This window comes from Pseudoalteromonas sp. NH0006-46 (genome assembly GCF_057547735.1).
The window spans coordinates 135,685-161,572 of the sequence record NZ_BAAJML010000008.1; the positions used below are offsets into that span (position 1 = coordinate 135,685).

Annotated in this window: 22 protein-coding genes and 1 pseudogene; 16 read left to right on the forward strand and 7 right to left on the reverse strand. The window is 38.2% G+C overall.

The window, feature by feature from the left end:
* The first annotated feature begins 46 nt into the window (after positions 1–46).
* A complete protein-coding gene (locus AC27I2_RS15295; RefSeq protein WP_487204766.1) occupies positions 47–2,158 on the forward strand; it encodes a TonB-dependent siderophore receptor in 2,112 nt (703 codons plus the stop codon).
* Between the two features lie 59 nt (positions 2,159–2,217).
* Here the strand turns inward: AC27I2_RS15295 and AC27I2_RS15300 are convergent, their stop codons facing one another.
* The 3 genes and pseudogenes from AC27I2_RS15300 to msrA all read right to left on the reverse strand — a co-directional run bounded on the left by AC27I2_RS15300 (position 2,218) and on the right by msrA (position 4,795).
* Entirely contained in the window at positions 2,218–2,970 is a 753-nt protein-coding gene (locus tag AC27I2_RS15300) for a substrate-binding periplasmic protein (RefSeq protein WP_487204767.1), read from the reverse strand.
* Positions 2,971–3,104: 134 nt separating this feature from the next.
* Positions 3,105–4,019, reverse strand: a pseudogene (locus AC27I2_RS15305) (2OG-Fe(II) oxygenase family protein).
* A 176-nt stretch (positions 4,020–4,195) separates the two neighbouring features.
* Entirely contained in the window at positions 4,196–4,795 is a 600-nt protein-coding gene (gene msrA, locus AC27I2_RS15310) for a peptide-methionine (S)-S-oxide reductase MsrA (protein WP_487204768.1), read from the reverse strand.
* A gap of 214 nt (positions 4,796–5,009) precedes the next feature.
* Between msrA and AC27I2_RS15315 the strand changes: the two genes are divergently transcribed.
* Positions 5,010–5,204 carry a CPXCG motif-containing cysteine-rich protein gene (locus AC27I2_RS15315; RefSeq protein ID WP_058404027.1) on the forward strand — a complete coding sequence of 65 codons (195 nt, stop codon included), beginning with the start codon at positions 5,010–5,012 and terminating at the stop codon, positions 5,202–5,204.
* Positions 5,205–5,261: 57 nt separating this feature from the next.
* On the opposite strand, the gene AC27I2_RS15320 is transcribed toward AC27I2_RS15315, so the two are convergent.
* Positions 5,262–5,462: a hypothetical protein gene (locus AC27I2_RS15320; RefSeq protein WP_008133044.1), complete on the reverse strand. Its 201-nt coding sequence runs from the start codon at positions 5,460–5,462 to the stop codon at positions 5,262–5,264.
* A 91-nt stretch (positions 5,463–5,553) separates the two neighbouring features.
* On the opposite strand from AC27I2_RS15320, the gene AC27I2_RS15325 reads away from it, so the two are divergent.
* Positions 5,554–6,042 (forward strand): GNAT family N-acetyltransferase, encoded by a 489-nt coding sequence (locus AC27I2_RS15325; protein WP_487204769.1) that lies wholly within the window; start codon positions 5,554–5,556, stop codon positions 6,040–6,042.
* 15 nt (positions 6,043–6,057) lie between these two features.
* Positions 6,058–6,939, forward strand: a complete 882-nt coding sequence (locus tag AC27I2_RS15330; protein WP_138527637.1) for an alpha/beta hydrolase — start codon at positions 6,058–6,060, stop codon at positions 6,937–6,939.
* A gap of 214 nt (positions 6,940–7,153) precedes the next feature.
* On the opposite strand, the gene AC27I2_RS15335 is transcribed toward AC27I2_RS15330, so the two are convergent.
* Entirely contained in the window at positions 7,154–8,362 is a 1,209-nt protein-coding gene (locus AC27I2_RS15335) for a porin (protein WP_487204770.1), read from the reverse strand.
* A gap of 518 nt (positions 8,363–8,880) precedes the next feature.
* Between AC27I2_RS15335 and AC27I2_RS15340 the strand changes: the two genes are divergently transcribed.
* The 5 genes from AC27I2_RS15340 (at position 8,881) to AC27I2_RS15360 (ending at position 16,308) form a co-directional block, all read left to right on the forward strand.
* Positions 8,881–10,470, forward strand: coding sequence for an ABC-F family ATPase (locus tag AC27I2_RS15340; RefSeq protein ID WP_487204792.1), 1,590 nt, complete (start codon positions 8,881–8,883; stop codon positions 10,468–10,470).
* 204 nt (positions 10,471–10,674) lie between these two features.
* Positions 10,675–11,157, forward strand: coding sequence for a 5-(carboxyamino)imidazole ribonucleotide mutase (gene purE, locus AC27I2_RS15345; RefSeq protein WP_058404023.1), 483 nt, complete (start codon positions 10,675–10,677; stop codon positions 11,155–11,157).
* Positions 11,158–11,159: 2 nt separating this feature from the next.
* Entirely contained in the window at positions 11,160–12,308 is a 1,149-nt protein-coding gene (locus AC27I2_RS15350) for a 5-(carboxyamino)imidazole ribonucleotide synthase (RefSeq protein ID WP_058404022.1), read from the forward strand.
* A gap of 218 nt (positions 12,309–12,526) precedes the next feature.
* On the forward strand, positions 12,527–13,687 hold the full coding sequence (locus AC27I2_RS15355; protein WP_058404021.1) for an endonuclease/exonuclease/phosphatase family protein: 1,161 nt from the start codon (positions 12,527–12,529) through the stop codon (positions 13,685–13,687).
* A gap of 119 nt (positions 13,688–13,806) precedes the next feature.
* Entirely contained in the window at positions 13,807–16,308 is a 2,502-nt protein-coding gene (locus tag AC27I2_RS15360) for a S9 family peptidase (protein ID WP_487204771.1), read from the forward strand.
* A gap of 82 nt (positions 16,309–16,390) precedes the next feature.
* Here AC27I2_RS15360 and rrtA read toward each other — a convergent pair whose 3' ends face one another.
* Positions 16,391–16,975 (reverse strand): rhombosortase, encoded by a 585-nt coding sequence (rrtA, locus tag AC27I2_RS15365; protein ID WP_058404042.1) that lies wholly within the window; start codon positions 16,973–16,975, stop codon positions 16,391–16,393.
* Between the two features lie 96 nt (positions 16,976–17,071).
* Between rrtA and ggt the strand changes: the two genes are divergently transcribed.
* The 3 genes from ggt to AC27I2_RS15380 all read left to right on the forward strand — a co-directional run bounded on the left by ggt (position 17,072) and on the right by AC27I2_RS15380 (position 21,564).
* A complete protein-coding gene (gene ggt, locus AC27I2_RS15370) occupies positions 17,072–18,850 on the forward strand; it encodes a gamma-glutamyltransferase (protein WP_487204772.1) in 1,779 nt (592 codons plus the stop codon).
* Between the two features lie 137 nt (positions 18,851–18,987).
* Positions 18,988–20,682 (forward strand): NAD-dependent malic enzyme, encoded by a 1,695-nt coding sequence (locus tag AC27I2_RS15375; RefSeq protein WP_058404018.1) that lies wholly within the window; start codon positions 18,988–18,990, stop codon positions 20,680–20,682.
* Positions 20,683–20,835: 153 nt separating this feature from the next.
* Positions 20,836–21,564, forward strand: coding sequence for an SIMPL domain-containing protein (locus AC27I2_RS15380; protein WP_487204773.1), 729 nt, complete (start codon positions 20,836–20,838; stop codon positions 21,562–21,564).
* Between the two features lie 27 nt (positions 21,565–21,591).
* On the opposite strand, the gene AC27I2_RS15385 is transcribed toward AC27I2_RS15380, so the two are convergent.
* A complete protein-coding gene (locus AC27I2_RS15385; RefSeq protein ID WP_487204774.1) occupies positions 21,592–22,944 on the reverse strand; it encodes a DUF2254 domain-containing protein in 1,353 nt (450 codons plus the stop codon).
* 159 nt (positions 22,945–23,103) lie between these two features.
* On the opposite strand from AC27I2_RS15385, the gene AC27I2_RS15390 reads away from it, so the two are divergent.
* From AC27I2_RS15390 to AC27I2_RS15405, 4 genes are all read left to right on the forward strand, one after another.
* Positions 23,104–23,478, forward strand: coding sequence for an MAPEG family protein (locus AC27I2_RS15390; RefSeq protein ID WP_058551958.1), 375 nt, complete (start codon positions 23,104–23,106; stop codon positions 23,476–23,478).
* Positions 23,479–24,108, forward strand: a complete 630-nt coding sequence (locus AC27I2_RS15395) for a sulfotransferase (RefSeq protein ID WP_487204775.1) — start codon at positions 23,479–23,481, stop codon at positions 24,106–24,108.
* 75 nt (positions 24,109–24,183) lie between these two features.
* Positions 24,184–24,756: a MiaE family protein gene (locus tag AC27I2_RS15400; RefSeq protein ID WP_138527656.1), complete on the forward strand. Its 573-nt coding sequence runs from the start codon at positions 24,184–24,186 to the stop codon at positions 24,754–24,756.
* 276 nt (positions 24,757–25,032) lie between these two features.
* Positions 25,033–25,809: a DNA/RNA non-specific endonuclease gene (locus tag AC27I2_RS15405; protein WP_058404012.1), complete on the forward strand. Its 777-nt coding sequence runs from the start codon at positions 25,033–25,035 to the stop codon at positions 25,807–25,809.
* Positions 25,810–25,888: the final 79 nt, after the last annotated feature.

Sequence of the window (25,888 nt, forward strand, 5' to 3'; positions counted from 1 at the left end):
ATGACTACATAACTATAAAATACTTACATTACTCACAAGGTTCACAATGAAAACCAATACAAAAGGGCTTAAGCTCACCTATTTAAGTACTTGCCTAGTAAGCTTATTTAGTAGCCAGGTAATGGCTGCTGAGCAAAATATGCAAAGTACAAGCGTAACGGATGACGCAATTGAAAAAGTAACCGTTGTTGCATCTCGCCAGGCTTATCAAGGTAACTTTAGCCCTTTAGAAACACCGCAATCAGAGCTTAAAATTGATTTAGAAGCCCTTGAAAACGCAGGTGCAGTAAGCCTTGACCAAGCACTTGATTTATCAGCCTCTGTTGCGCGCCAAAACAACTTTGGTGGGCTTTGGAATAGTTTTGCATTACGTGGTTTTGTAGGCGACGAAAACCTACCAAGTAACTACTTAGTAAATGGCTTTAATGCAGGACGTGGCTTTGGTGGCTCACGTGATTTGTCGGGTATTGAGTCGGTTGAGGTTTTAAAAGGCCCGCGTGCGGCTTTATTTGGCCGTGGTGAACCAGGTGGTACAGTAAACTTAGTTACAAAACGCCCAACGTTTGATACCGAAGGTGAAATTAAGGTTTCTGTAGGTAGTTTTGATACTTACCGCGCCGATGTAGATTACACCACAGCGCTTAACGACGACGTTGCAATTAGACTGGTTGGTTTTTATGAAGATGCCGAAAGCTTTAGAGATACAATAGAAACCACTAAGCAAGGCTTTAGCCCGTCAATCGTGTGGAATATTAATAATAACAGCCAACTAATATACGAGCTTGAATATAGCGACCAAGAAGTACCGTTTGATAGGGGCGTATTAGCCATAGATGGCGAGCTTGGCCTTATTCCACAAAGCCGCTTTTTAGGTGAGCCAGGCGATGGCCCAATTGAAGCCGATGTACTTGGCCATCAAGTAGAGTTTATTCATGACTTTGATGATAATTGGAGTATCTTATTTGGTGCAAATTACCGCGATACGTCGTTGGAAGGCTTTGCAACCGAAACCGGTTTTGGTGGCGTTGTAGATGGCGAAGTAAACCGCTTTAGACGCTACCGCGACTTTGACGCAAAATACCAAGTATTTAGAACTGAGGTAACGGGTAATCTTGAGCTTGGCGGGGTTGAACACCGTTTAATTATGGGTGTTGATGCCGATAAATTTGAAAACGACCAAGTAATTTTACGTGTTCGTGGCGATCAATACATTAATGTATTTAACCCAGTTTATGGCGCTTATGAATTACCAACGCCAACCTCAAATACAGACCGTTTGGAAACTCAAAAATCATTGGGTGTATTTTTTCAAGATCAAATAAGCATTACCGATAAGTTAGATATTCGTATTGGTGCACGTTTTGATGATTACGAACAAACACTTAATAATCGCTTAGCAAGCTCAATTAACAAACAAACTGAGTCTCGTGTTAGCCCGCAGTTTGGCTTAGTTTACGAAGCGAGTGAGTTTTTGTCGGTGTATGGGGCTTATGGTGAAAACTTTAGACCGCTTTCGGGTGCCGATGCTAATGGCGATGGTTTTGAGCCAAACCAATCTACATCTGCTGAGGTGGGTGTTAAATTTACATTAAACGATGGCGCATTATTTGGTACTGTTGCTGTGTTTAAAGTAAAGCAAGACAACATGCTTGTTGTAGATGACCCAACAGCGTTTACTTACGCAGCCATTGGTGAAGCACAAAGTAAAGGGATAGAAATAGACCTAACGGGTGAGCTTACCGATACGCTTAAAATTTGGGCGTCGTATGCATACGTTGATGCAACAATCGAAAACTCATTTTTTGATGCTAACTTTGGTTACACAGTAGAAGCGGGCGCATCACTATTAAACGTGCCAGAGCAACAGCTTAGCTTACAGTTAGTGCAATCAACAGATCTATACGGTAAAGCCATTAAGTTTGGTGGTGGTTTATTACATGTGGGCAAGCGTAACGGCTTTTTTGGTACCGACTTTGAACTACCAAGCTACACAACAGCCCGTGCTTTTGTAAATTATGATGTAACAGACGCCATTGGTATTACGGCTGAGGTAAATAACCTGTTTGATGAAACGTATTACACAAACTCGTTTGCCGATGCATGGGTACAACCTGGTACACCAAGAAACGTTAAGTTTTCTGCATCCTATAAGTTTTAAACGTATCCATTAAAACGATATAAACAAATAGGCTGCTTATATAAGCAGCCTATTTGTTTTTAAATTAATTTTTTTAAGTATCCATCAAAAATTTGCTTGTACTTGCCGGATTCTTTGAGTTTTTGCAGTTGTAAATTAAAGTCATTGCGTACTTTTTTAGACTTAAATAAATATCCATTAGGGCTTTTTCCAAACAAAGGGAACCTATCAATTTTTTGTGTTGTATCAATATCTTTTATATTTGCGCGAAAGTAGTCAAAGCTTTGTTTATCCATTTGTATAACATCTACCTTGTCTGAGTACAAAAATTTAACTTGAAGCGATTGGTCGTGTATTTCGTTATACAATGGATTAGCTTTAGCCATATTTGCATACTCATCTCCTAAGTGAATGGCAGCACTTGGCCATGACAATAGACTATAATTTTTCAAATCGGCTATTTCACTCAATTTAAAGTTGTTTTTACTTAAAGCAAAAGCAAGTTTTTCGTATGTATAAGACGCATATGATAAATAACCTTTTAGGGTGTTTCCGTTTGCAGTATTTAAATTAATATCTGCTACTACATCGATATTTCCTTTTTTATACTCTTTTACACGCCGAGTATAAGGATAATATCGAGACTCAATTGTGTAGCCTAAAGGTGTTAAAGCCGCTGTAATAATATCTACTGTTAGACCACTATTTGAATCAGGAAATACGAAAGGAGGAAGTTTTTCACCAAAACCTACTACGAGCGTTTGCTCAGTGGTTGATGCATTAACGATGGGTGATAATAACAATGCGGCTATTAAAATGCTGTTTAACGTCATTTTTACTGCAATAAATTAACTATTGATGTTTAAAAGATAGTTATTAACGTGTAAAGCAACAAGTAAAAAGCCCATTAAACTAATTATTAATTAGCTTTAATGGGCTGATTGATATCAGTTTTATACAGGGGTATTTAAAATGGTGCGTAGTCATCGGGTGTTGTTACTGGCGTAGTCCAGCGCTTTGTAGCATCTATTACTGGGCGTTGTGCGCCTTGAGCTGGTAAACGCCCGCGGTCGCCAAACAACCACAGTACAAAGTTGGTTCTATCGCCACTGGTTATGGGTTTAGCAGCATGTGCCACACTTCCTCAGTGGATTATCGCGATACCTGGCTTAAAACTAAGTTGAGTTACTTTACCTGTAACTTGGTCGTAAAAATCAAGCTCAGAACCGCTAAACTCCTCACCCGGTAAATTTAAATTAATATTTAACGTTACCGCTGATGCATCAGTATTTGGGCGAATAGACGCATCTGTACTAGGGTCATAGTAAATAGAAAAACCAAATGTTTGTGTGTCGTAACCTGTAATTTCAGGAAATAATAAACGCGAAATAGGGCGCATATAAGTGTTTAGCATTTCGATATAAAATGCTTGAAAACTTGGCGCTGCTAAATAGCCCTCTGATCGTTTATCGAGCATAACGCCGCGGCGGTTTAATACAATACCGTAAGGTGGGCGCATAGGAATATTAGAGTTCCATACTTGTTCAAGGTAGCCACGTAAAACGGTTAGGCGCTCAGGATCAAAAAATTGAAACTGAAACACATCAGGAGCCACTTCTTCTAAAAGCGCTTTTACTAAATGCTCTTTAGATGGATTTTCCCATGCTTGTTGTATGGCTTTGCGTAAATTTTTATCGAGTAACGAATCGTCTAGCGTAAAGGTAGAAGCGTCAACTTCGCTTGCTTCCTATTCTTTCCAAGCGTCTGAAATTAGGTCGTCGTTGCTTGCCCAAAACTGCTGTACCGAGTGATCACGGTTTAACATTTCTTGGCGTGTTGGTAAATCTAGAGCACGGGCTAATTGTAATTGTTTGGTTTTCATACGATGTAACTCCAGTTATTTAATACAGGTTTAACAATCTAGGAGTTAAGTTTATTGTAGAGTTAATTATTAATAAACTGGACAATAAAATAAACAGTATTAATAAAAAATTAATAATAGAATCGTTTAATGCCTTTTTAAGCGTTAAAAAGCTGCATTAAATGCAGCCTTTTATTTTAATGCGTAACTCTGTCGCCCCAAATATCTTCTAGGCGACTGTCTCGTCCGCATCGCCAGCGATAAGTGTTATAACGGATAGGGTTATTTTTGTAGTAATCTTGATGGTAACTTTCTTTTCCTTTGATAGGGTAGAACACCGTTGTATTTAATATTGGCGTAACAACGGTTTGATTAGGAAACTCTTTAATAACACGTTGTTTGGATTGCTCTGCTAATTTACGTTCTTCTTCATTAGCAACAAATATAGCACTGCGATAACTGGGGCCTTTGTCGCAAAATTGGCCTTTCGGATCAAAAGGGTCAATATTAACCCAATAATGATTGAGTATTTCTTGATAGCTTACAATGCTAGGTTTATAGGTGATTTCAACCGCTTCATAGTGTCCTTTATGATTACCGTTATATGTAGGGTTTTTAATTTTACCCCCTGTAAAGCCAGATATTACGTCGGTTACGCCTTCAAGTTTCTCAAAGTCTGATTCCATACACCAAAAGCAACCACCTGCAAGCACTGCTTTTTTTGTCTCTTCTGCGTAAGAGAGTGTGCTAAATAAAACGAGGGTAGATGCTAGCGTTAATGAGAGTGTTTTTTTCATAAAAATATCCACCTTTAGAATTAATTTAACTATACGTTTAATTAGACCTATCAAGTACAAAAGGTATTTCATATTTTTAGCTAACAAATTTGGTTTTGGTCAAAAGTGTATAATTTATATTTTAATACTATGTATTCCACTAAAAACGCAGTTGAAAAGTTTAACCGTGTTGATTAAGGTTAATTCATTGATGATGTAATTTACTTGGTGTTAGATGAACCAATTAACTGAGGAATCAATTAGCTGCCCGTATTGCGGTGAAGTTATAGAGGTATTACTAGATGCTGCAGATATTGATGAGCAATACATAGAAGACTGCCAAGTATGCTGTAAGCCTATTTCGTTTGTTGTATTTGAAGAAGACGGCGAGCTAAAGGTAAATGTATACAGTGAAGACGATACATTTTAAATTGGCGTAAATTATAAAAAAGGCTGCATAACTGTAGCCTTTTTCATTGATGGGGCGTTACTTATTTTGTTCTCGAGCTAGCTGGTTAGGGAGTAGCTCTTCCACTATTTCACGTGCGGGTAGAGTGTAACGTGTGCCATCAAACATGACTGAGGTAAACTCATTTATATTAGTAATGCCGGTTAGGGTCCAGCCCTCGCCGCGCTTAGGACAATACACAGTTGTGGTAGGTTGTATTACTTTAAATTCGTCACTCATACTTGTGTGCTCGTTATATAATGCTTGTTAATGCACTATGGTAAGTTAATAATGCAGGTTCATAAAGAGCAATTTGCCCTGTATTTAAATCATGTTTGAAAAAATAAATACGCCTCGTATATCGCTGCGTTTAATATCTCATAAAGATGTAACTAGTTTACATGCTATTTTAAACAACCCGTTGGTTAGTAAATTTAATGACTATTTAACCCCGCTATCTAAAAGTGATGTAAAGCAATTAATACAAGATGATATTAGCGGCTACTATGAAGGGGAAGTTATACGTTTAGCGATTACGCATAATACTCTAAACAAAGTGATTGGTAGTTGTGGCCTATATAAAATTAATGAACAAGTAAGCTGTGCTTTTTTAGGCTTTGAGCTGGCGCCGGATTTTTGGGGTAAGGGTTACATGAAAGAGGCGCTTGTAGCGTTAATACCTGAATTAGTGATGATTTTTAAGTTAAAAACTATTTATGCCGAGGTAGACAGTCGCAATACAGCCTCGTGTAATTTGCTAAATGGGCTAGGGTTTCAACTTAGCGAAAATAAAAGCAGCGTTTGGTTTTGTCATTTTTAATACATAGAGAAAAATATGGCTATACACATAAATAAAAATTACTTAGTAAACTTAGTATTTGCTGTGATTGCATTGAGCTTAATTATTTTAGGCAGCCGTTATTATAACCATTATGTTTCGGCCTATACAGATGTAACAATCGATTCAAAAGTATTAAATGAAACGCGTAAAATTTTTATTAGATTACCGAGTAATTACGATGCTAATAAAACGTATTCGTTAATTATTAAAACAGATGGTAATTTTAACCTAGATAAATGGGATGAGTCTTTAACTATGCTTGCTAAAAAGCAAGGTGGTAAGCAAGCAATATTAGTGGCTATTCCAAACTTATTTTTTGTATCTTCTCGTAATCGCGACCTAGTGCCGCCTTACGCACGCCAAGAGGTTAATACTGAAGCTAGATTAGATGATGGAACGCAGCCTAATGGTGAGGCTGATAAGTTTTTACAGTTTATTGAAGTAGAGCTTCTGCCTTATTTATCGAGTAAATTTAAGCTAAACAATAACCGTGTGCTAAGTGGGTTTTCTGCTGGTGGAAGTTTTGTGTTGTATGTATTTCATACAAAAAACGAATTATTTAATGGCTATTTTGCGTTTAGCCCTGCAGCTTGGTACGACGATATGACAGTAGTAAGTAAGGTTGATACGTTTTTAAAATCAAAGAAGGAGGCGTTTAAGCAGCCAACCTATTTGTTTTTGTCGGTAGGTGGGGATGAGCACCCGTTAATGTTAGAGGCATATAATAATTTAGAGCAGACATTTAAAACCAACCATAATAACAACTTACTGTGGGAATCTATTATTAACCCCAATGCCGAACATAGCGACAATCCACTATTGAGTGTTGCTGATGCGCTAGGCGGATATCAAAGGTTTTTAAATAAAACACCTTAGCATGTCGCTCAACTTAAAGTAGTAAGTAATTGACGAAATAGCTCTTTTGATTAAGGCTATTCCTTTTTAATATTGTTAAAGAACACATCATACTATATTGGTTAAAGGTTAATCTTAACTAAGAGTTTAAAAAATATGATTATTGTCAAAGAGTAGGTGGTGTCACAAGTAAAACGCCCTAGCTTAGTAGGGCATGAAAGGGCAAATTATAATTTTATAATTGGTATCTAAATCCAAATGCGATTCCGTCATCTTCCGACTGTTCCATTTGGGCTTGCTGATCTTTATTGTTGCTTTCAAAGTCACTAAAATCTTTACGGGCCTCTACATACGCAATTGTGTCTTCGTCAAATAAATAATGAAGGCCAATAACAGCAAATTGGCGTTTAAATACATCGTTCGGGTCGGCATTAAAGTTAGGTTGAATTACGTAACCATCACCTGCATCAAATACGTTGTAGGCGATAATAGGGCGAAAATCGTTATCAAAGCGGTACGATGCAAATGTTTCTACACCCATTGCGTCTTTAATTAAGCGACCAAGGTTATCGGTATCGTGATTTTTGTTTTTATTAATATTAGCGGCAACATAAAGACCTTTTTGATCTACGCTGCCCCACATAATACCTGCACCGTATATTAAATCTTCAACATTTTGTGTAGAGCCATCGCCGTAAGTTAAATCAAACTCACCTCGGTTTACACCGGCTGTAAGCGTTAACATGTCTGTAGGGGTGTAAGTAACCGAGGCACCAAAGGTGTAGTTAAACTCAACTTCCTGTGCAGCGCTATCGCCAGTGTTCCACAATGTCTCGCATTCATATTCAGTTATATCGCTTACATCACAGGTGTAAAATTCGCTGTTTTTAAGCTGTGCTTGCAGTGTAAAACTTAAATCGTTGTAGCTGTTACGATATTGAATAAGTTTATCGCCACGGCCGGTGCCGTTTACTGCGCCATCGTCTTTGTTGTAGGTATAAACGCCAGCAGCATTACCATCCCATACAAAGCTGTTGTTGGTGCCATAAACAACGTCGTACCATGCCCCCCATTGCTTACCAATAGTAATTTGGCCATATTTTTCGTGCGAAAGGCCGGCATAACCTAAGCGATTATATAAAAACTCATCTTGAATTGATTCAAAGCGGTTGTTGTAAACAATATTGCTGCTACCTACAGGGTTTACACCCCATTCTACACGCCCTAATGCAGTCCAGCCTTGCTTAAGTTCGCGATCAAATTTAAAGTTTATACGCGATGTACCGTTTACAACTTCTGTTTGATTTTGTGTATTTATAATCCTTACGTCAATAAAACCACCCACGCTCATTGAATTACGCTCGTCCTTGTATACGTTTACTTCAGAGAATACCGAAGGGCTAATCATTGTTGCTATCAGCATTGATGTTAATTTCAATTTCATTGTGTACTGCCTTGTGTACGTCGGTAAAATGGTAAGTGCAAGGCACACTAACAAACACCTTTATTGGTAAAAAGTGAAAAAACATCATCGAAATTATTCATATATTATGTAGACATTCACGGTGGGTTAATTGTGTTTTTAAGTTGTTATTAAAGTGTATTTTTATAGTAAATACATAAGCAGCCTGAAAATTTACAACCTTAAAAATAATTAATTATTATGATGTTTTTTCACGTTAGCTATAAATTAATTTTTAGTGTAAAAGCTCTAATCTTGTTGTTTTTCAGTGGAATAGCATCACCGTGATGAGTATTCAAAAATCTGCGTAATCAAGTTTTATTGGGTTTTAAATTCACTTCAAATCATAAGTTAAATATAAAAATAAAATAAGAATTGCACACCCTTAATAATTAAGTTTCAGTGCTTGTTAAGTTCGATTTTTGATAGAAAAAATGCCCTTTTTGATATAAACTGCGCGAAAATTAAATACATCACAAACTCCTTTGGAGGGTAGCGCTATTATTAGTACAGCTAATATCACCATGCAATTTGGTGCTAAACCATTATTTGAAAATATCTCAGCAAAATTTGGCGATGGAAACCGCTACGGTTTAATCGGTGCAAATGGTTGTGGTAAGTCAACGTTTATGAAAATTTTAAGCGGTGAGCTTGAACCATCTTCAGGTAATGTAAGCACAGATCCAAATGAGCGCGTTGCTAAACTAAACCAAGACCAGTTTGCTTACGAAGAATACTCTGTAATCGATACAGTGATAATGGGTCACAAAGAGTTATGGGATATTAAACAAGAGCGGGATCGTATTTATTCTTTACCAGAAATGAGTGAAGAAGATGGTATGAAAGTAGCCGATCTTGAAACAGAATTTGCTGAAATGGACGGTTACTCTGCCGAATCTAAAGCCGGTGAGCTTTTATTAGGTGTTGGTATTGCTACTGAGCAGCATTACGGGCCCATGTCTGAAATTGCGCCTGGTTTTAAATTGCGAGTACTACTTTCTCAGGTGTTGTTTTCTGACCCAGATATCATGCTACTTGATGAGCCTACCAATAACTTGGATATTTACACGATCAAGTGGTTAGAAGATGTATTGAACCAGCGCGATTGTACTATGATCATCATCTCGCATGACCGCCACTTTTTAAACTCTGTGTGTACGCACATGGCTGACATAGATTACGGCGAGCTTCGTATTTATCCAGGCAACTACGACGAATACATGTTTGCAGCAACGCAGGCACGCGAACGTTTATTAAGCGAAAATGCCAAAAAGAAAAGCCAAATTGCAGAGCTACAACAATTTGTATCACGTTTCTCGGCTAATGCCTCTAAAGCTAAGCAAGCTACATCGCGTGCTAAGCGTATTGACAAAATTCAGTTAGACGAAGTAAAAGCCTCGTCTCGTCAAACACCATTTATTCGTTTTGACCAAGAAAAACAACTGTTTCGTAACGCACTAGAAATGACAAGCCTTAGCCAAGGTTTTGAAGACAATACGTTATTCACAGGCCTAGAAGGTTTAGTAGAAGTAGGCGAGCGCATTGCCATAATTGGTGAAAACGGCGTGGGTAAAACAACGCTACTTAATACGTTGGCAGGAAAACTTGCGCCAAAAGCGGGTGAATTTAAGTGGTCTGAAAACGCTAACATTGGCTACTACGCACAAGATCATGCCGACGAATTTGAAAAAGACATGAACTTGTTTGAGTGGATGGAGCAATGGCAGCAAGAAGGCGATGATGAGCAAGTTGTTCGTAGCTTTTTAGGTCGTATGTTGTTTTCGCAAAACGACATTAAAAAGTCAGTAAAAGTAATATCTGGTGGTGAGCAAGGCCGTATGTTGTTTGGCAAAATCATGATGCATAAACCAAACATATTATTAATGGATGAGCCAACCAACCACATGGATATGGAATCAATTGAAGCGCTTAACTTAGCCCTTGAAGCTTACGAAGGCACGTTGTTGTTTGTATCGCATGACCGCCAATTTGTATCTTCTGTTGCTACCCGCATATGGGAAATTAAAGACGGTAAGATAATCGACTTTAGAGGTAATTACTCAGAGTACCTAGCAAGTAAAGAAGCCTAGTTACTTTGTAATTACAGAATTAAAAAAGCCATGTTTAACATGGCTTTTTTTGTTTTTGTTTTATGTTTATTATTTATAAAAAATTAGCCGTTAATCTTCATTTAATATCATTCGAACCTCGCAAATTAAACGTGTTTGGGTATAATACCCGCCTAAAACCGGACATAAGTCCGCTATTTTAAAATACATTACTGAGGAGTATTTATGACTGTTGGCATTATTATGGGTTCTAAATCAGATTGGCCAACCATGGAACACGCTGCGCTTATGCTAGAGCAGTTTGGCATTAAGTACGAAACCAAAGTTGTATCTGCACATCGCACTCCTCAATTACTTGCTGATTATGCAAGCTCAGCTGCAGAACGCGGCATCAAAGTTATTATTGCAGGCGCAGGTGGCGCTGCCCATCTACCGGGTATGGCGGCTGCTTTTACATCGGTTCCTGTTTTAGGCGTGCCAGTAAAGTCTAAAGCGCTTAATGGCGTTGACTCGCTACTTTCGATTTGTCAAATGCCTAAAGGCGTTGCAGTAGGGACTTTGGCCATTGGTGAGCCTGGCGCTGCAAACGCAGGTTTGTTAGCTGCGCAAATTTTAGGTTGCTATAACCCTGAAATTTTTGAAAAAATCGAAGCATTTCGTAAAAATCAAACCGACACAATATTAGCTAACCCAAATCCTGCTGAGTAACGATGAATATTTTAATTTTAGGTGCAGGACAACTTGCACGTATGATGAGCCTTGCAGGCGCACCACTTAATTTGAATGTAGTTGCTTACGATGTTGGCAGCCAAAAAATTGTTCACCCGCTAACGGGTGAAGTGTATACAACAACGCTTGAACAAGCTATTGAATCAGCTGATGCAATCACGGCTGAATTTGAGCACATTCCTGATGATGTTTTAACGCTATGCTGTAATAGCAACAAGTTTTATCCGGGTAAAGCCGCAATTAAAACAGGTGGTGATAGAGCACTAGAAAAAGCGTTACTTAATAAAACAGGGGTTGAATGTGCGCCTTATCAGCTAATTACTGAAAAAGCACATTTAGAACTTGCTGCTAAAAACCTAGGTAAGCCACTTGTAATAAAAACCTGCCAAGCAGGCTACGACGGTAAAGGGCAATGGCGATTAAAATCAGATGATCAAATAGAACAAATTTGGTCAGAAATGGCTGATTTTATAGCATCAGGGTCACAGGATGCGCCGCACACGATTATTGCAGAAAAAATGATCCCGTTTGATCGAGAAGTCTCTATTATTGGTGCGCGAGATAAACACGGTAATGTTGCTATTTATCCGTTAACAGAAAACGAGCATACCAACGGTGTGCTAACGCTTTCTGTTGCTGGTAAAAATAATAAACAGGTAGAAGCACAAGCAAACGACGCATTTACTAAAATTGCTAACGAACTTAACTATGTGGGTGTATTGGCCATAGAGTTTTTTGATGTAATGGGCACACTATTAGTTAATGAAATTGCACCACGAGTCCATAATTCAGGTCATTGGACTCAGCAAGGTTGTCATTGTTCGCAATTTGAAAATCATATGCGTGCCGTTGCAGGTTTACCACTTGGAAATACTGAGCTAAAACATATTACGGCTATGATCAATGTGCTTGGACAAGCAAGCATCCCTGCTGAGGTACTTACATTACCTGACGTAACAAGCCATTGGTACGGTAAAGCGGCGAAGCCAGGTCGTAAAATGGGTCATATTAATGTATCGGCTCACAATATGAATGACCTGTCAGACAAGTTAAGTCAATTAACTGATTATTTACCAGAGCACGATTACCCGGGTATTTTAAAAACGGCAGAAAAACTAATTTTAGGCTAGGGGCCTTGAGCAGGACGGATGAGCCTTTTCTCAGTTAAATAAGCAAGACGCTTTATGCCGCATTTACTCAGAACTTTAGGTGAAATACCTCGAGCCAAAATTAAATTGCACCTTAATTAAAAAATGCTGAGTTTACTCGGCATTTTTTGTCTGTAAAAAAACAAAAACGCACTACATTATGAAATAATAAAACCAATTATTTCAAGGTGAGTGTTTAAATGAAATCTAAACTAATTTATGGCGCGTTAGTCGCCACGTTTTTGAGTGTCAATATTCATGCGACAGAGTCTATTCGTGTTGCCACATTCAATGTCAGTATGGATGCTACAAATTACACTGCCAAAGGCGAGCTTATTAAAAGTGATGCCTTAGTCAAAGCTCTTACCTCAAACACACAACAGATTAAAAATATTGCAGAAATTATCCAGCGCGTTCGCCCAGATATTATTTTACTAAACGAGTTTGACTTTGTTCCTAAAGAACAAGGTATTGATTACTTTAAAACACATTACTTAAACGTAAGCCAAAACCAGCAAACCGCCATTGATTACCCTTATTCTTATATAGCACCCGTTAATACGGGCCTTGCGACAGAGTTTGACCTAGATAACGATGGTAAAAAAAGTAAAGTAATGGGTGATGCCCAAGGCTTTGGCTTTTTTGAAGGGCATTATGGGATGGCCATACTATCTAAGTACCCAATCGATTTTGACAAAATTAGAACTCTTCAAACCTTTAAATACAAAGATATGCCTAATGCCCAAATGCCGTTAATGCCAAAAACAGGTGAGAATTGGTATAGCGCTCAAGAGTGGCAAGCTCTTAGGTTAAGTTCTAAATCGTTTTGGGATGTACCGGTTGTTATTAATAACAAAGCAGTGCATATATTAGCCTCGCATCCTACGCCTCCGGTGTTTGATGGCGAAGAAGATAGAAATGGCAAACGTAACCATGACGAAATTAGATTAATTGCTGACTACGTAGCAAATGCTAACTATTTATACGACGATAATGGACAAAAAGGCGGGCTAGAGACGCAGTCTCGTTTTGTTATTTTGGGTGATTTAAATGCAGCACCCGAAGGTGACAAAGCGCGTTTAGAAACAACCGATCAATTACTTAATAATCCATTAATCAATGCTCGCTTTTTACCTCAAAGTGAAGGTGCTAAGCAGCAATACGAGTTTTCCTATGCAAAACGCTTTACTGCCAATTGGCAGGCACGTGTTGATTATGTATTACCATCGACTTATGGGTTAGAAATAAAAGATGGCGGGGTATTTTGGCCAGTTGAATCAAGCGAGCAATATCGGTTAATTAAAGATAGAACGGCATCAAGCGATCATCGTTTAGTGTGGCTTGATTTAGCAATTAAATAATTAAGGAATGAGTAAACAGAGCTTTACCCTGTTAATTGGCTATTTATCTTAAAAAATTGCATTAACTTTGGTGCTTCTGCTTAAATACGCGTTAATTATAATAACGGTATAGAAGCACTATGATCTTTAATTTTTCCTCATCTAAAACGTTAGTCGCATTGGCTGTTGCCTCAAGTGTTATGCTTGCGGGTTGTAGTGCAACTGCAAACACATCATCTAAAAATAATATTTCGGCAACAAATAAAGTTGAGGCGGTGGTAAGTACACCTGCCGATGTTGGCTCTGAAAAAATTACATTAAAGCAAGCAATGGCTGATCCTGATTGGATAGGTAACCAACCTCAAAATGCTTTTTGGGGTACTGATTCAGCAACAATTATTTATGCTCAAAAGCAACAAGGTAACACCTTACATGATTTATTTAGCCAGTCATTAACGTCTCAAACAGCTGAACAAGTCGCATTGAGTAAGCTACATACACTGGGCGCTAGAAACGCAGTTTTTTCAAACAATAAAGCAATGCAAGCCTACGTGTTTAAAGGCAATGTGTTTGTTAAAAATGTAAAAACTGACACAATTCGCCAAGTAACCCATAGCTCGGTTAATGAATCCAATCCACAGTTTTTAAATGATGGCGCATTGGCTTATCGTCAAGGGAATGTGTTTTTTAAAGTCGATTTAGTGACGGGGTTAACGCAAGAAATTGCTAACTTAAAGCTTGCTGATAAACCAAAAGGAATTAGCGAGCCGAGTTCGTACATTGCAAAAGAACAACACAAACTTATTGAATATATTGCCCTTGAACACAAAAATAAAAAAGATCAGCACGCGCGTAATACACAAATAAACGAGCAAAATACCTCTATAGCGGATACAAGTTACTATTTAGGCAAAGGCAATAAAGTTGATAAAGTAGAACTTTCTCCAAACGGTGATGCGTTATTGGTGGTTGTGAAAAAGCAATCTAGCTGGCGCAGTGACACCGATATAATGCCACATTATGTGACTGATGACGCAACCATAGCCCCTAAAAAAGTTCGTCGTCGTATTGCTGATGCAACAGAAGAAACATCACAACTTATATACATAAATTTAAATGATAAAACACAAAACACGCTAGCGTTTGATACGCTGCCAGGTTTTGATGAAGATGTATTAGCCAGTGTCAAAAAAGAAAATTATGCACGACTAGGCAAAACCTATGAATCAAAAAAATCACCCCGCGCTATTAATTTGATCACTGGGTGGGGATTAGGTCAAAGCCCAATAGTGTGGAACAACGATGGTTCGCAAGTTGCTATTATGCTTGAAGCGTGGGACAACAAAGATCGTTGGATTGCAACCGTAGACTTTGAAAATAATACACTCGAGTCGCAGCATCGTTTACATGACGATGCATGGATTGCTTATGCATTTAATAATTTTGGCTGGTTAAATAACACAAATACTCTTTATTACCTTTCAGAAGAGTCAGGTTACAGCCAACTTTATAAAAAACCATTAAACGGTAAAGCCATTGCGTTAACTCAAGGTCAGTTTGAGGTATCAAACCCAACAGTTACAAGTGACGATTCTGCTATTTATTACAAAGCAAATGTTGAACACCCAGGTTTATACGAAATTTTTCGTGTAAATCCACAAACAGCTGTAAGTGAAAAAATTACTGATTTAAATGGCATGACCGACTACACGTTAAGCCCAGATGAAAGTAAATTATTGCTAGTACACTCTAAAATTACCATGCCTGCTGAGCTATATGTAACAGATGCTAAAGCTAATGCGACGGCAACACGTTTAACTAATACGGTATCTAACGCGTTTTTAGCTAAAAAATTAACGGCACCTAAAATAGTTGCAGTGCCATCAAGCCATACAGATCAGCCAATATACGCCAAGGTATACTACCCAGCTGATTACGTAGAAGGCGAAAGTGGTAAAACCCGTAAAGCGGTGATTTTTAATCACGGTGCAGGGTATTTACAAAACTCACACATGGGTTGGTCTGTTTACTTTAGAGAGTTTATGTTTCATTCATTATTGGCTGATGAAGGTTACGTGGTAATGGATATGGATTATCGCGCATCTAAAGGGTATGGACGCGACTGGCGTGCAGCAATTTATCGCCAAATGGGCACGCCAGAAACACAAGATTTAGCGGATGGTGTTAAATGGATGGCTGAAAATGCTAACGTGGATACTAAGGCAGTAGGCACGTATGGCGGGTCTTATGGTGGCTTTATGACCTTTATGGCGTTATTTACGGCACCAGAGTTATTTCAATCAGGTGCAGCGCTTCGCCCGGTAACCGATTGGGCACACTATAATACAGCATATACGGGTAATATATTAAACCACCCAGATGTGGATCCCATTGCATACGAGCGCAGCTCACCTATTTACTTTGCTGAAGGGTTAAATAAGCCGTTATTAATAAATGCACCAATGGTAGACGATAACGTATTTTTTCAAGACTCAGTGCGTTTAGTACAGCGCTTAATTGAGCTTGAAAAAGAAAACTTTGAAACGGCTATCTTCCCCGTTGAACCGCATGGTTTTGTGCAGCCTTCAAGTTGGTTAGATGAATACCGCCGTATTTATAAGCTATTTAAAGAAACGCTTTAATCTTAAATTTTTAAATTTTTAAATTTAAGTATAAAAAAACGCCGCGTTTACTAACGCGGCGTTTTTATTAATATTGGAAAGCTTAATCGTTATTTTTTAAGTATGCAATTGCCAAAGGTATGCCAAGCAGTGTGCCACCTATAGCACCTATTAAATGTGCATCTATTGCAACAGTAGAGTTTATTAACTTACCTATGTCGGCATTTGGACCGCTAAATTGCTCAAACGCTATTTTTACCCATACACCTATAAACAACAAATAACCCGACTTTAGCCCCAACGTGACATCTTTCACTGCCCCCCAAATAATTACACCGTGAAGTAGGGCGCTGAGCCCTGTATAAATATGTATATTTGGGCAAAACCAATAAACACCGAGTCCACACCAAAGAGCCAGTAAACATATATTAGTGGTATACCGTGTAGGTGTCGTATATTCGCCGTGCAATAGCCAAATTAGAAATATCCCCCCGCAATTTAAACCTAAATGTGCCCAATTAGCGTGCACAAACTGGCTGGTGAACACTCGCCATACCTCACCTTGTTCAACAAAGTTGCGGTTAAATTCAAGTAAATAATTTAAATCAAATGCAGCAAAAATAGTGCTAAAAAGTATCAGGCAAAGGGGCGGTAAAATATAACGAGGCTGAATTGGTAAATTAAGCATTTTATTGTATTTTTTAGTATTAATTTTTGCATATTGTGCCTGTTTAACTTTAAGATGCCAATTACCCATTGTAATTAAGTGTTTTTAGTATTTTTTATGCATTTTAAACTTAACTCATTATTTGCTATTGGCTTAGGTGTATTGTCTTTGCCGGTACTGTCAAAAGAACCCACAAAAGTAGAAGTTCGTGAACCAGAAGCCACTACCTCGATCAATGCTAAGCAAATTGTTAAAGGTGATAAATATATGCTTGCAGCAGCCAATCCGTATGCGTCACAAGCGGGGAGGCAAATATTAGCAAAAGGCGGCAGTGCTGTTGATGCAGCAATCGCCACTCAACTTATTTTAACGCTTGTTGAGCCACAATCATCGGGTATTGGTGGCGGTACATTTATGATGTACTACAACAAATCAAATAATAAGTTAACCAGCTTTGATGGACGAGAAACGGCTCCTAAAAATGCTGATGAGAACTTATTTTTAAATAAACATGGTAAAGCGGTGAAATGGATTGAAGCGGTTGTTGGCGGACGTTCTGTAGGTGTGCCAGGCGTGTTACATGCCTTTGCTAGTGCGCACAAGCAATATGGTGTATTGCCTTGGGATGAGCTATTTAAACCCGCTATTAAACTCGCCCAAGAAGGTTTTGTGATATCGCCTCGATTGCATGGTTTATTAGCGCGTCAGTTAAATCCAGGTGTTATTAGTATGCCGGTGATACATGAATATTTTTACCCAAAAGGTAAACTCATTGAAGCGGGTAGCATTAAAAAAAACCAGCCGCTTGCTGATTTATACAAAGCCATCGCTCATAAAGGAATAGATGCGTTTTATAAAGGCGAAAATGCTAAACAAATAGTTAAAGCAGTGCAAAAATCAAAAATTGCACCCGGCACATTAACGCAGCAAGACCTAGCACATTATAAAAGCAAAGAGCGTGACGCGGTATGTATAAAATACCGCGTATACAATGTGTGTTCTATGGCACCACCTAGTAGTGGTGGTGTGGCTGTTTTGCAAATGTTAGGTTTACTAGAGCATACAAATATTTCGGCTCTAACACCTAATAGCGAACAGGCTGTTCATTACTTTAGCCAAGCGTCACGCATTGCGTTTGCCGATAGGAATGTATATATGGGTGACCCAGATTTTACTCAGGTACCTACACAAGAATTATTAAACAAAAACTACATTAAATCACGTGCAAAACTCATAACCGAAAAAGATCAGCATGCGGTTGCTGGCAACCCTGTTAATTTTTTAAGTTACGCACAAGATGATTCGTATGAACTGCCTTCTACATCTCATGTATCTATTGTTGATAGCTTTGGTAATGCGGTATCAATGACCAGCTCAATTGAAATGGCATTTGGCTCAACGGTGATGGTTAATGGATATATTTTAAATAACCAACTCACTGACTTCTCACTTTCACCTCGTAAAAACGGCAAATTAGTTGCTAACCGTGTAGAGCCAGGCAAACGACCGCGTAGCTCTATGTCACCTGTTATGGTGTTTAATGAAGATGGCAGCTTACGTTTAGTTGTAGGGTCTCCCGGTGGCAGCCGTATTATTGATTACGTTGCTCAAGTCGTTGTTGGCGTTTTAGATTGGAACTTATCTGTGCAAGAGGCAATAAACCTGCCGCGTACGACTAATCGTAATGACTACACCAGTCTTGAAAAAGGCACCGTTATTGAATCACTTGAACCAGCACTTTCTGCTCGAGGTCATAAAGTACGTGTGTTAGATCTAAACTCAGGTTTGCATGGCGTAGAAGTAAAAAATAATAAGCTGTATGGTGCAGCAGATCCGCGCCGCGAAGGCGTTGCGCTCTCTGATTTATCTGATAATAACGCCACTTTCAAATTTTAAATTATGTATAATACAAACACGACCTATGTGCGTGTTTGTATTCTCAATGGTCTGACAAGTACTATGTTCATTGCATTTAAATTCTGAGCATTGATAATGACAGATCATAACTTAAGACTCCATTAAAGCCTGGAAATATGACAACAAATACTGATCCTAATTACCTATATATTCATCACTCTGGCCCTGGCCTTATTGAAACGCCTTTACTGAATAAGGGCAGTGCATTTAGTAAAAAAGAGCGCGAAAACTTTAACCTTGCAGGTTTACTTCCTCCACGCTTTGAAACAATTGAAGAGCAAGTTGAGCGTTGTTATCAACAATATTCAAGCTTTACCGACAATCTTAATAAGCACATATATTTACGTGCAATTCAAGATAACAACGAAACGCTTTATTACCGCCTAGTGCGCGATCACCTTGAAGAAATGATGCCAATTATTTACACCCCAACGGTGGGCGATGCCTGTGAAAAGTTCTCCGATATTTATCGTAGCGCACGCGGTTTGTTTATTTCGTATGAAGATCGTTACCAAATTGACGATATTTTACGTAATGCGACAAAAGGTAAAGTAAAAGTAATAGTGGTAACTGATGGTGAGCGTATTTTAGGCTTAGGCGATCAGGGTATTGGTGGCATGGGTATTCCTATTGGTAAATTATCGCTTTACACAGCATGTGGGGGTATTAGCCCAGCATACACCTTACCTGTAATGCTTGATGTAGGTACCAATAACGAAAAACTGTTAAACGACCCAATGTATATGGGTGCACGCCATAAACGTATTGCACAAGATGAGTACGATGAGTTTTTAGATCTATTCATCAAAGCGGTTAAGCGCCGTTGGCCAAGTGTATTACTTCAATTTGAAGACTTTGCACAGCCTAATGCGATGCCACTTCTTAAGCGCTACCGTGAAGAAATTTGTAGCTTTAATGACGACATTCAAGGCACAGCGTCAGTCACAGTTGGTTCTTTATTAGCCGCCTGTCGTGTTAAAGGCTCAACATTAAGCCAACAAAAAGTGGTGTTTGTTGGGGCTGGCTCTGCCGGTTGTGGTATTGCTGAGCAAATTATTAGCCAAATGGTGTTTGAAGGTATCTCTGAAGAGCAAGCACGTAGCCAAGTATTTATGGTTGACCGTTTTGGTTTATTAACGAATGGAATGGAAGGTTTGCGAGATTTCCAGCAAGCTTTAGCACAGCCAACTAATGCGTTAAGTGATTGGACTTACAGCGGTGAATATGCGTCGCTACTGGATGTAATGCACTGTGCAAAACCAGATATATTGATTGGTGTATCGGGTCAGCCAGGTTTGTTTACAGAGCAAGTAATACGCGCAATGCACTCAACGTGTGAACAACCTATAATTTTCCCATTAAGTAATCCGTCTAAGCAGGTAGAAGCACACCCAGAAGATGTAATTAAATGGACCGATGGTAAAGCATTAGTTGCAACAGGAAGCCCGTTTGATCCTGTTCAATACAATGGTGAAACTTACCCTATTCCACAGTGTAACAATAGTTATATTTTCCCTGGTATTGGTTTAGGCGTTATTGCTGCTAAAGCAACACGTATTACCGATGCTATGCTTAGCGTGTCGAGTGAAATGCTTGCTGAGTCTTCACCGCGTGCAAACAGCGGAAAAGGTAGTTTACTACCCGCGCTAACAGAAATTGAAACGCTAAGTAAACGCATTGCATTTGCTATTGCTAAAAAAGCGATAGAAGAGGGCGTAGCATTAGAAATTTCTGACGATGCTCTTTGGGCAGCAATAGATAAAAATTACTGGTTGCCAAAATACCGCAACTACAAACGTTGCAGTGTTTAATTACGGTACTCGTAATTAAAAGTAACTCAGGCTGTACGTTAAGTTACAGCTAATAACAAAAAACAGGCAATTGCCTGTTTTTTTGTGCTTGTTCATTTTTTGTTAACCACGTAGGCTCTTTAATAGAGTTAATTAAATACAATGGATAACGCTATGAAATCACTCACACTCTTTTTAGGCAGCGCTTTAGCTTTAACAGCTGTTAGCTTTAATACGCTTGCGGCCTCAACACCAAACGCCCCCCATATTTATGTTAAAGGTGAAGCAACCTTAACGACAATGCCAGACTATGTTCAACTAAGCGTTGGTATCACGGAAATTGATAAAAACCTAATTGCAGCTAAAAACAGAACAGATACCGCAATGGCTAAAGCAATTAAGATCGTTAAGGAAGTGGGTGTAAAGGAAGGGGATATTAATGCAGGCCACATTTCAATAAATCGTGAAAGCCAGTATAACCGCACATCGGGGTCGCAAGAATTCAAAGGCTTCAGAGTGTCGCGCACACTTACCTTAAAACTAAGTGATATAAAAAAATACCCAGAGCTATTACAAAGCTTAGTAAACAACGGGATTAACGAAATTAATCACACACAATTTTTAGCAAGTAATTACAACGAGCTTCATAAAAAAGCGCAAAAGCTTGCTATTAAAGATGCCCGCGATGCAGCAAAAGAGTTTAGTGAAGATTACGGGGTGGAACTTAAAGGGCTTTATACAGCTTCGCTTAGCCCAATGAATGTAACATCTCAGCCTTATATGCGCGCCGAGCAAACAATGATGAAAGCAGATAGTACACCAGGTAACTTTGTACCCGATGCCTACCATGCCGGAGAAATAAAAGTGACTGCTTCAAGCTATGCAATATACTTCATAGAGTAACTATATTAACGGTCGCTAAAATTGTGATTAATCTTGGTGGCGCTCAAAACGCGCCACTAATTTCTCACCTTGTTGCTCACTTATTCGGGTAATAGAATTAAGCATATTTTTAATTTCGCGCCTGTCGTACTCATTCGTCACTTGCTCATTAATGTCATCGACTATGGCGTTTAAGTAGTTAAACAAACTATTGCGCGCATCTTCATCGTCATGAGCCACAAACAAAATGTTTTTAAACGCTTCAAGTACGTTAGTCATTACATAAGCATCGCTTTTAGCGTAATTACGCAGTGGCGTAAAATTATCGTGTAATAGCTCATCAAAACTTGTTTCGTGTATAAATAACAGCGGTTCGTTATCGGTGTGCTTAAACGAGTAATTTATGTCGCTTATTTCAAGGCGCTTAATAAGCAAAATACTTAGCATATCTATGGATTTAACCGCAGTACCAGGATCGTTTATCCCTGGGCTCATTGCTTTGACCGCTATTTCAGAAATTTGCGTTAAGCCATAACGATAATGATCGCTAATATACTCTTCTATATAAAAAATAAAGCAGTCTAAAATTTTAGCTATTAGCGCTTCATTGGCTGATATGTCTTTATCGCATTTTAAAAAAGGATACCCTTTAACTGTAAAGTAACCTTGATTTACAGAGATATAAATACGGATGTTTTCATGCTCTAAAAGTGCACACAGCTTGTCGGTGTGAACGCCTTTGTAATAACCCTCTGTTGTACTTTTAATTGAATGCCACTGCGTAAAATCTGGGAAGTCATTAAAAGGACACTCTGCTTGCCTAGTTTGTATGCTTTTTATCTCTGCTTTGGTTTGTCTAAACAAGCCATTTAAAACGTTATCAACCTGTATTGCTTTAGAAATAGAGTGGATAAAAAATACAAATAACCCCAGCGATATCAAACCAAATACGAGCGCAAATAAAACCCCCAAAGAGGGGATAGCTGTATCGCCACCTTCAAGCTTATTAATATTTATAAGCATAATAATTGAGTAAACTATGCTACCTAAATAAAAGCCAAGCACCATTTGGTGAGATTTACGGGTAATAAGTCCAGGCACAACACGTGGCGATAAACTTGCACTAGCGGAGTTTAAAACCACCATAACCATAGAAAAACTAAACACGGTAAGCGATATAATACTGCCCGCAAGGGTACTTAAAATGGTACGTGCGTTTTCAGCACTATCAACTAAAACCACTGAAATAAATGATTTTATTTGTTCAACCGGCGCTACATATTCAAGTGACATAGTAATAATGGCAAACAGTAAAAAACCAATCGAAAATAACGAGGGATAAAAACCAATACTGTTTATCATTTCACGATAACTATCGGCTACTTTACGAGGTACAAACATAAAATCCTTATGTGAGCTTAAAATCTATTTAACTACATTAGCATAGTTGAGCACTAAACTTCTGATAATGCTTATCAAAATATATGTTATTATTCCAAATTAAAATTACGTGGCTAACGGCTAATGTAATATTCAAATAATAAATGACAGGAATACACTGTGATCATTTCAACTTATGCTGCTTTACTTGCGTTTTATTACATTTACCTGAGCTTTAATGTAATTAAAGTGCGTAAAAAAGAGCAAATATCACTCGGTGATAACGGTAATGTTAAACTACAGCGTGCAGTTCGCGCTCATGCAAATTTTATGGAATATGTACCTTTTACAATTATTTTGCTTTTTTTAGCTGAATACCAAGGCCTCGCTAGCCATTACTGCAACATATTGGGTGCCGCGCTGTTAATAGGGCGCGTGTTTCATAATTTAGGCATAGTAGAGGCAAAATTAAAGTATCGTCAAATAGGTGCTGTAGCCACATTTTTAGTCATGGTTATTAGCGCATTTATACTGCTTGTTACCCGTAATAGCTAAATGAATAAACTATTTATAATCGGCCTTCCGCGTACTGGCACAACAAGTGTGTGCCATGCGTTTTTAGAACTGAGTATTGCAACGGCGCATACTGCCTACACACAAACGTGTTTTAAAAATGCAACGGCGATCGCCGACACCCCCATATTTAACGACTACCAAGTACTTGATAAGCACTACCCAGATTCTAAATTTATTTACCTAGAGCGCGAACTAAGTGCATGGTTACCTTCTATTAAACAGCTTTTAACGCGTATGCATACTAATTTAACGCGCGGCGATGGTGGTTTTAATATTCATATAAAGCGCTGTTATTTAAATACCTTTAGTGAAATGTCGCTTGAAAATATTAACGATGATAGTTATTTAGTAAATTGTTACACCAGCCATTTTGAATCAGCCAAGCGCTACTTTAAACACCGCCCGCAAGATTTTTTATCTATTGATATAGCTAAACCTGCAAGTTATAAAGCACTGTGTGATTTTTTAGAATTAACAAGCGATAAAACAGGTTTTGAAAAAATGAATATGGGCGGAAAAGTCACTGCGTGGAATGATATAAAGCACGCCTTAAAAATAGAGTCGACAGCGAAAGGGCGTATAGATAAACATTTGCCTTATCAGATTTAATTTTAGCGACTCCATCAAGATTTTTAATACAAAATACGCTAAAATCCTCGCATTATTTTTTAAGTAGTACTTATTATGTTTGAATTAAAATACCATACTCCATTTGAATGGACCGAAGCGGTACTTGCCGACTTTAATACCTTTTTACAAGATCACGCTGCTGCAGAAAAAAAAGCATCGGGCATGGCTATTTCTATGCTTTCGCACTATCCAGACAAGCGTAAACTTGTTAAAGCGATGACAGACCTAGCGCTTGAAGAACTAATACATTTTAAACAAGTACTTAAACTATTAACTGAACGCGATACAACGCTAGGTGATGACCAAAAAGACCCGTACATAAAACAAATTCGCGCTTTATTTAGACACGGTCGTGATGGTTTTTTAATGGATAGGTTATTAGTGGGCGGCGTAATTGAAGCTCGTGGGCATGAGCGTTTTTCATTAGTTGCCCAAGCATTACCAGCTGGTAAAGAAAAAGATTTTTATGTGGCCATTGCTAAATCAGAAGAAAAACATAAAAACCTTTTTGTTGAATTAGCTTACGAATACTTTGATAAAGAAGAAGTAGACGTACGCTTGGAAGAATTACTAATTGCTGAAGCTGAAATTTGTAAAAGCATCCCATTTACAGCCGCACTGCATTAACTATATTTTATGTAATCACAAAACGCAGGCATTTGCCTGCGTTTTTTTTGTTTGTAAGTTAAGATCTAAGTCAAACGCGTTAATAGATATAATAGGGGGCTTAGCGTATTTTTATTAAGCGATTAAATAGAACTAAAGTTTTAACATTAAAACATAATGATTAAGTCTTAAATGCATGATTTCTATTTAACTTATTGAATATATTTATAAATTTACATATATTTGTAACAAAGGCTTGTTAGTTTTTTATCCTCATTTATACAGGATAAAACAACAATGAAAGCATTATTAAAAATATCATTAACCGTATCAAGCTTATTTATCGCTTCAACAGCCGATGCAGCAAATTGCTTAGAAGGTTGCCCAACAGGATTAAATAACGGCAAAACGATTGAACGTAGTATTTATACCCTAAAAAATAATCGTTATACCAAATTTGCAGACTGGGTAGCATACCAAGTTACTCCCGATACAATGAGTGGCCCATCAAGATCAAGAAGTTGGAAAGCAGACCCAGATTTATATTCACATTACACACTAGAGCCCAGTGATTACACAGATGCATACGCAACAATTAATACCGACCGAGGGCATCAGGTACCATTAGCATCTTTTAGTAATACAGCTGATTGGCGTTTAACAAATTTGCTTTCTAATATCACACCTCAATCTTCTGCATTAAACCAAGGTCCATGGGTTAGGCTTGAAACTGCTGTAAGAAATCATGTTGAGGATGGTAATAACCTTTATGTAGTAACAGGCCCAATGTACGAATATTACTTTGCAGATTTACCGCGTGCTAACGAAAACCACACAATACCCAGTGGTTATTTTAAAATCGTAATGAAAAAATCTGGTAGCACTATTAAAGTATCAGCATTTATTATGCAGCAAACTGCAGGCCGCAGAGACAATTTCTGTAACACCCAAGTCAGTATTGATGAAGTTGAGAGTAGAACTGGAATTAATGTATTACCTAATTTAACGAGTAATCAGGCGCAAACGATAGAGTCATCTTTATTTGGTTTATCAAACGAGCTAGGGTGTAACTAAAAACTCATTAAGGTTAGCGGTATATTGGATACCGCTAATTACCACTTGAAACCAAATTATAGTTAAATAGAGCGTTATA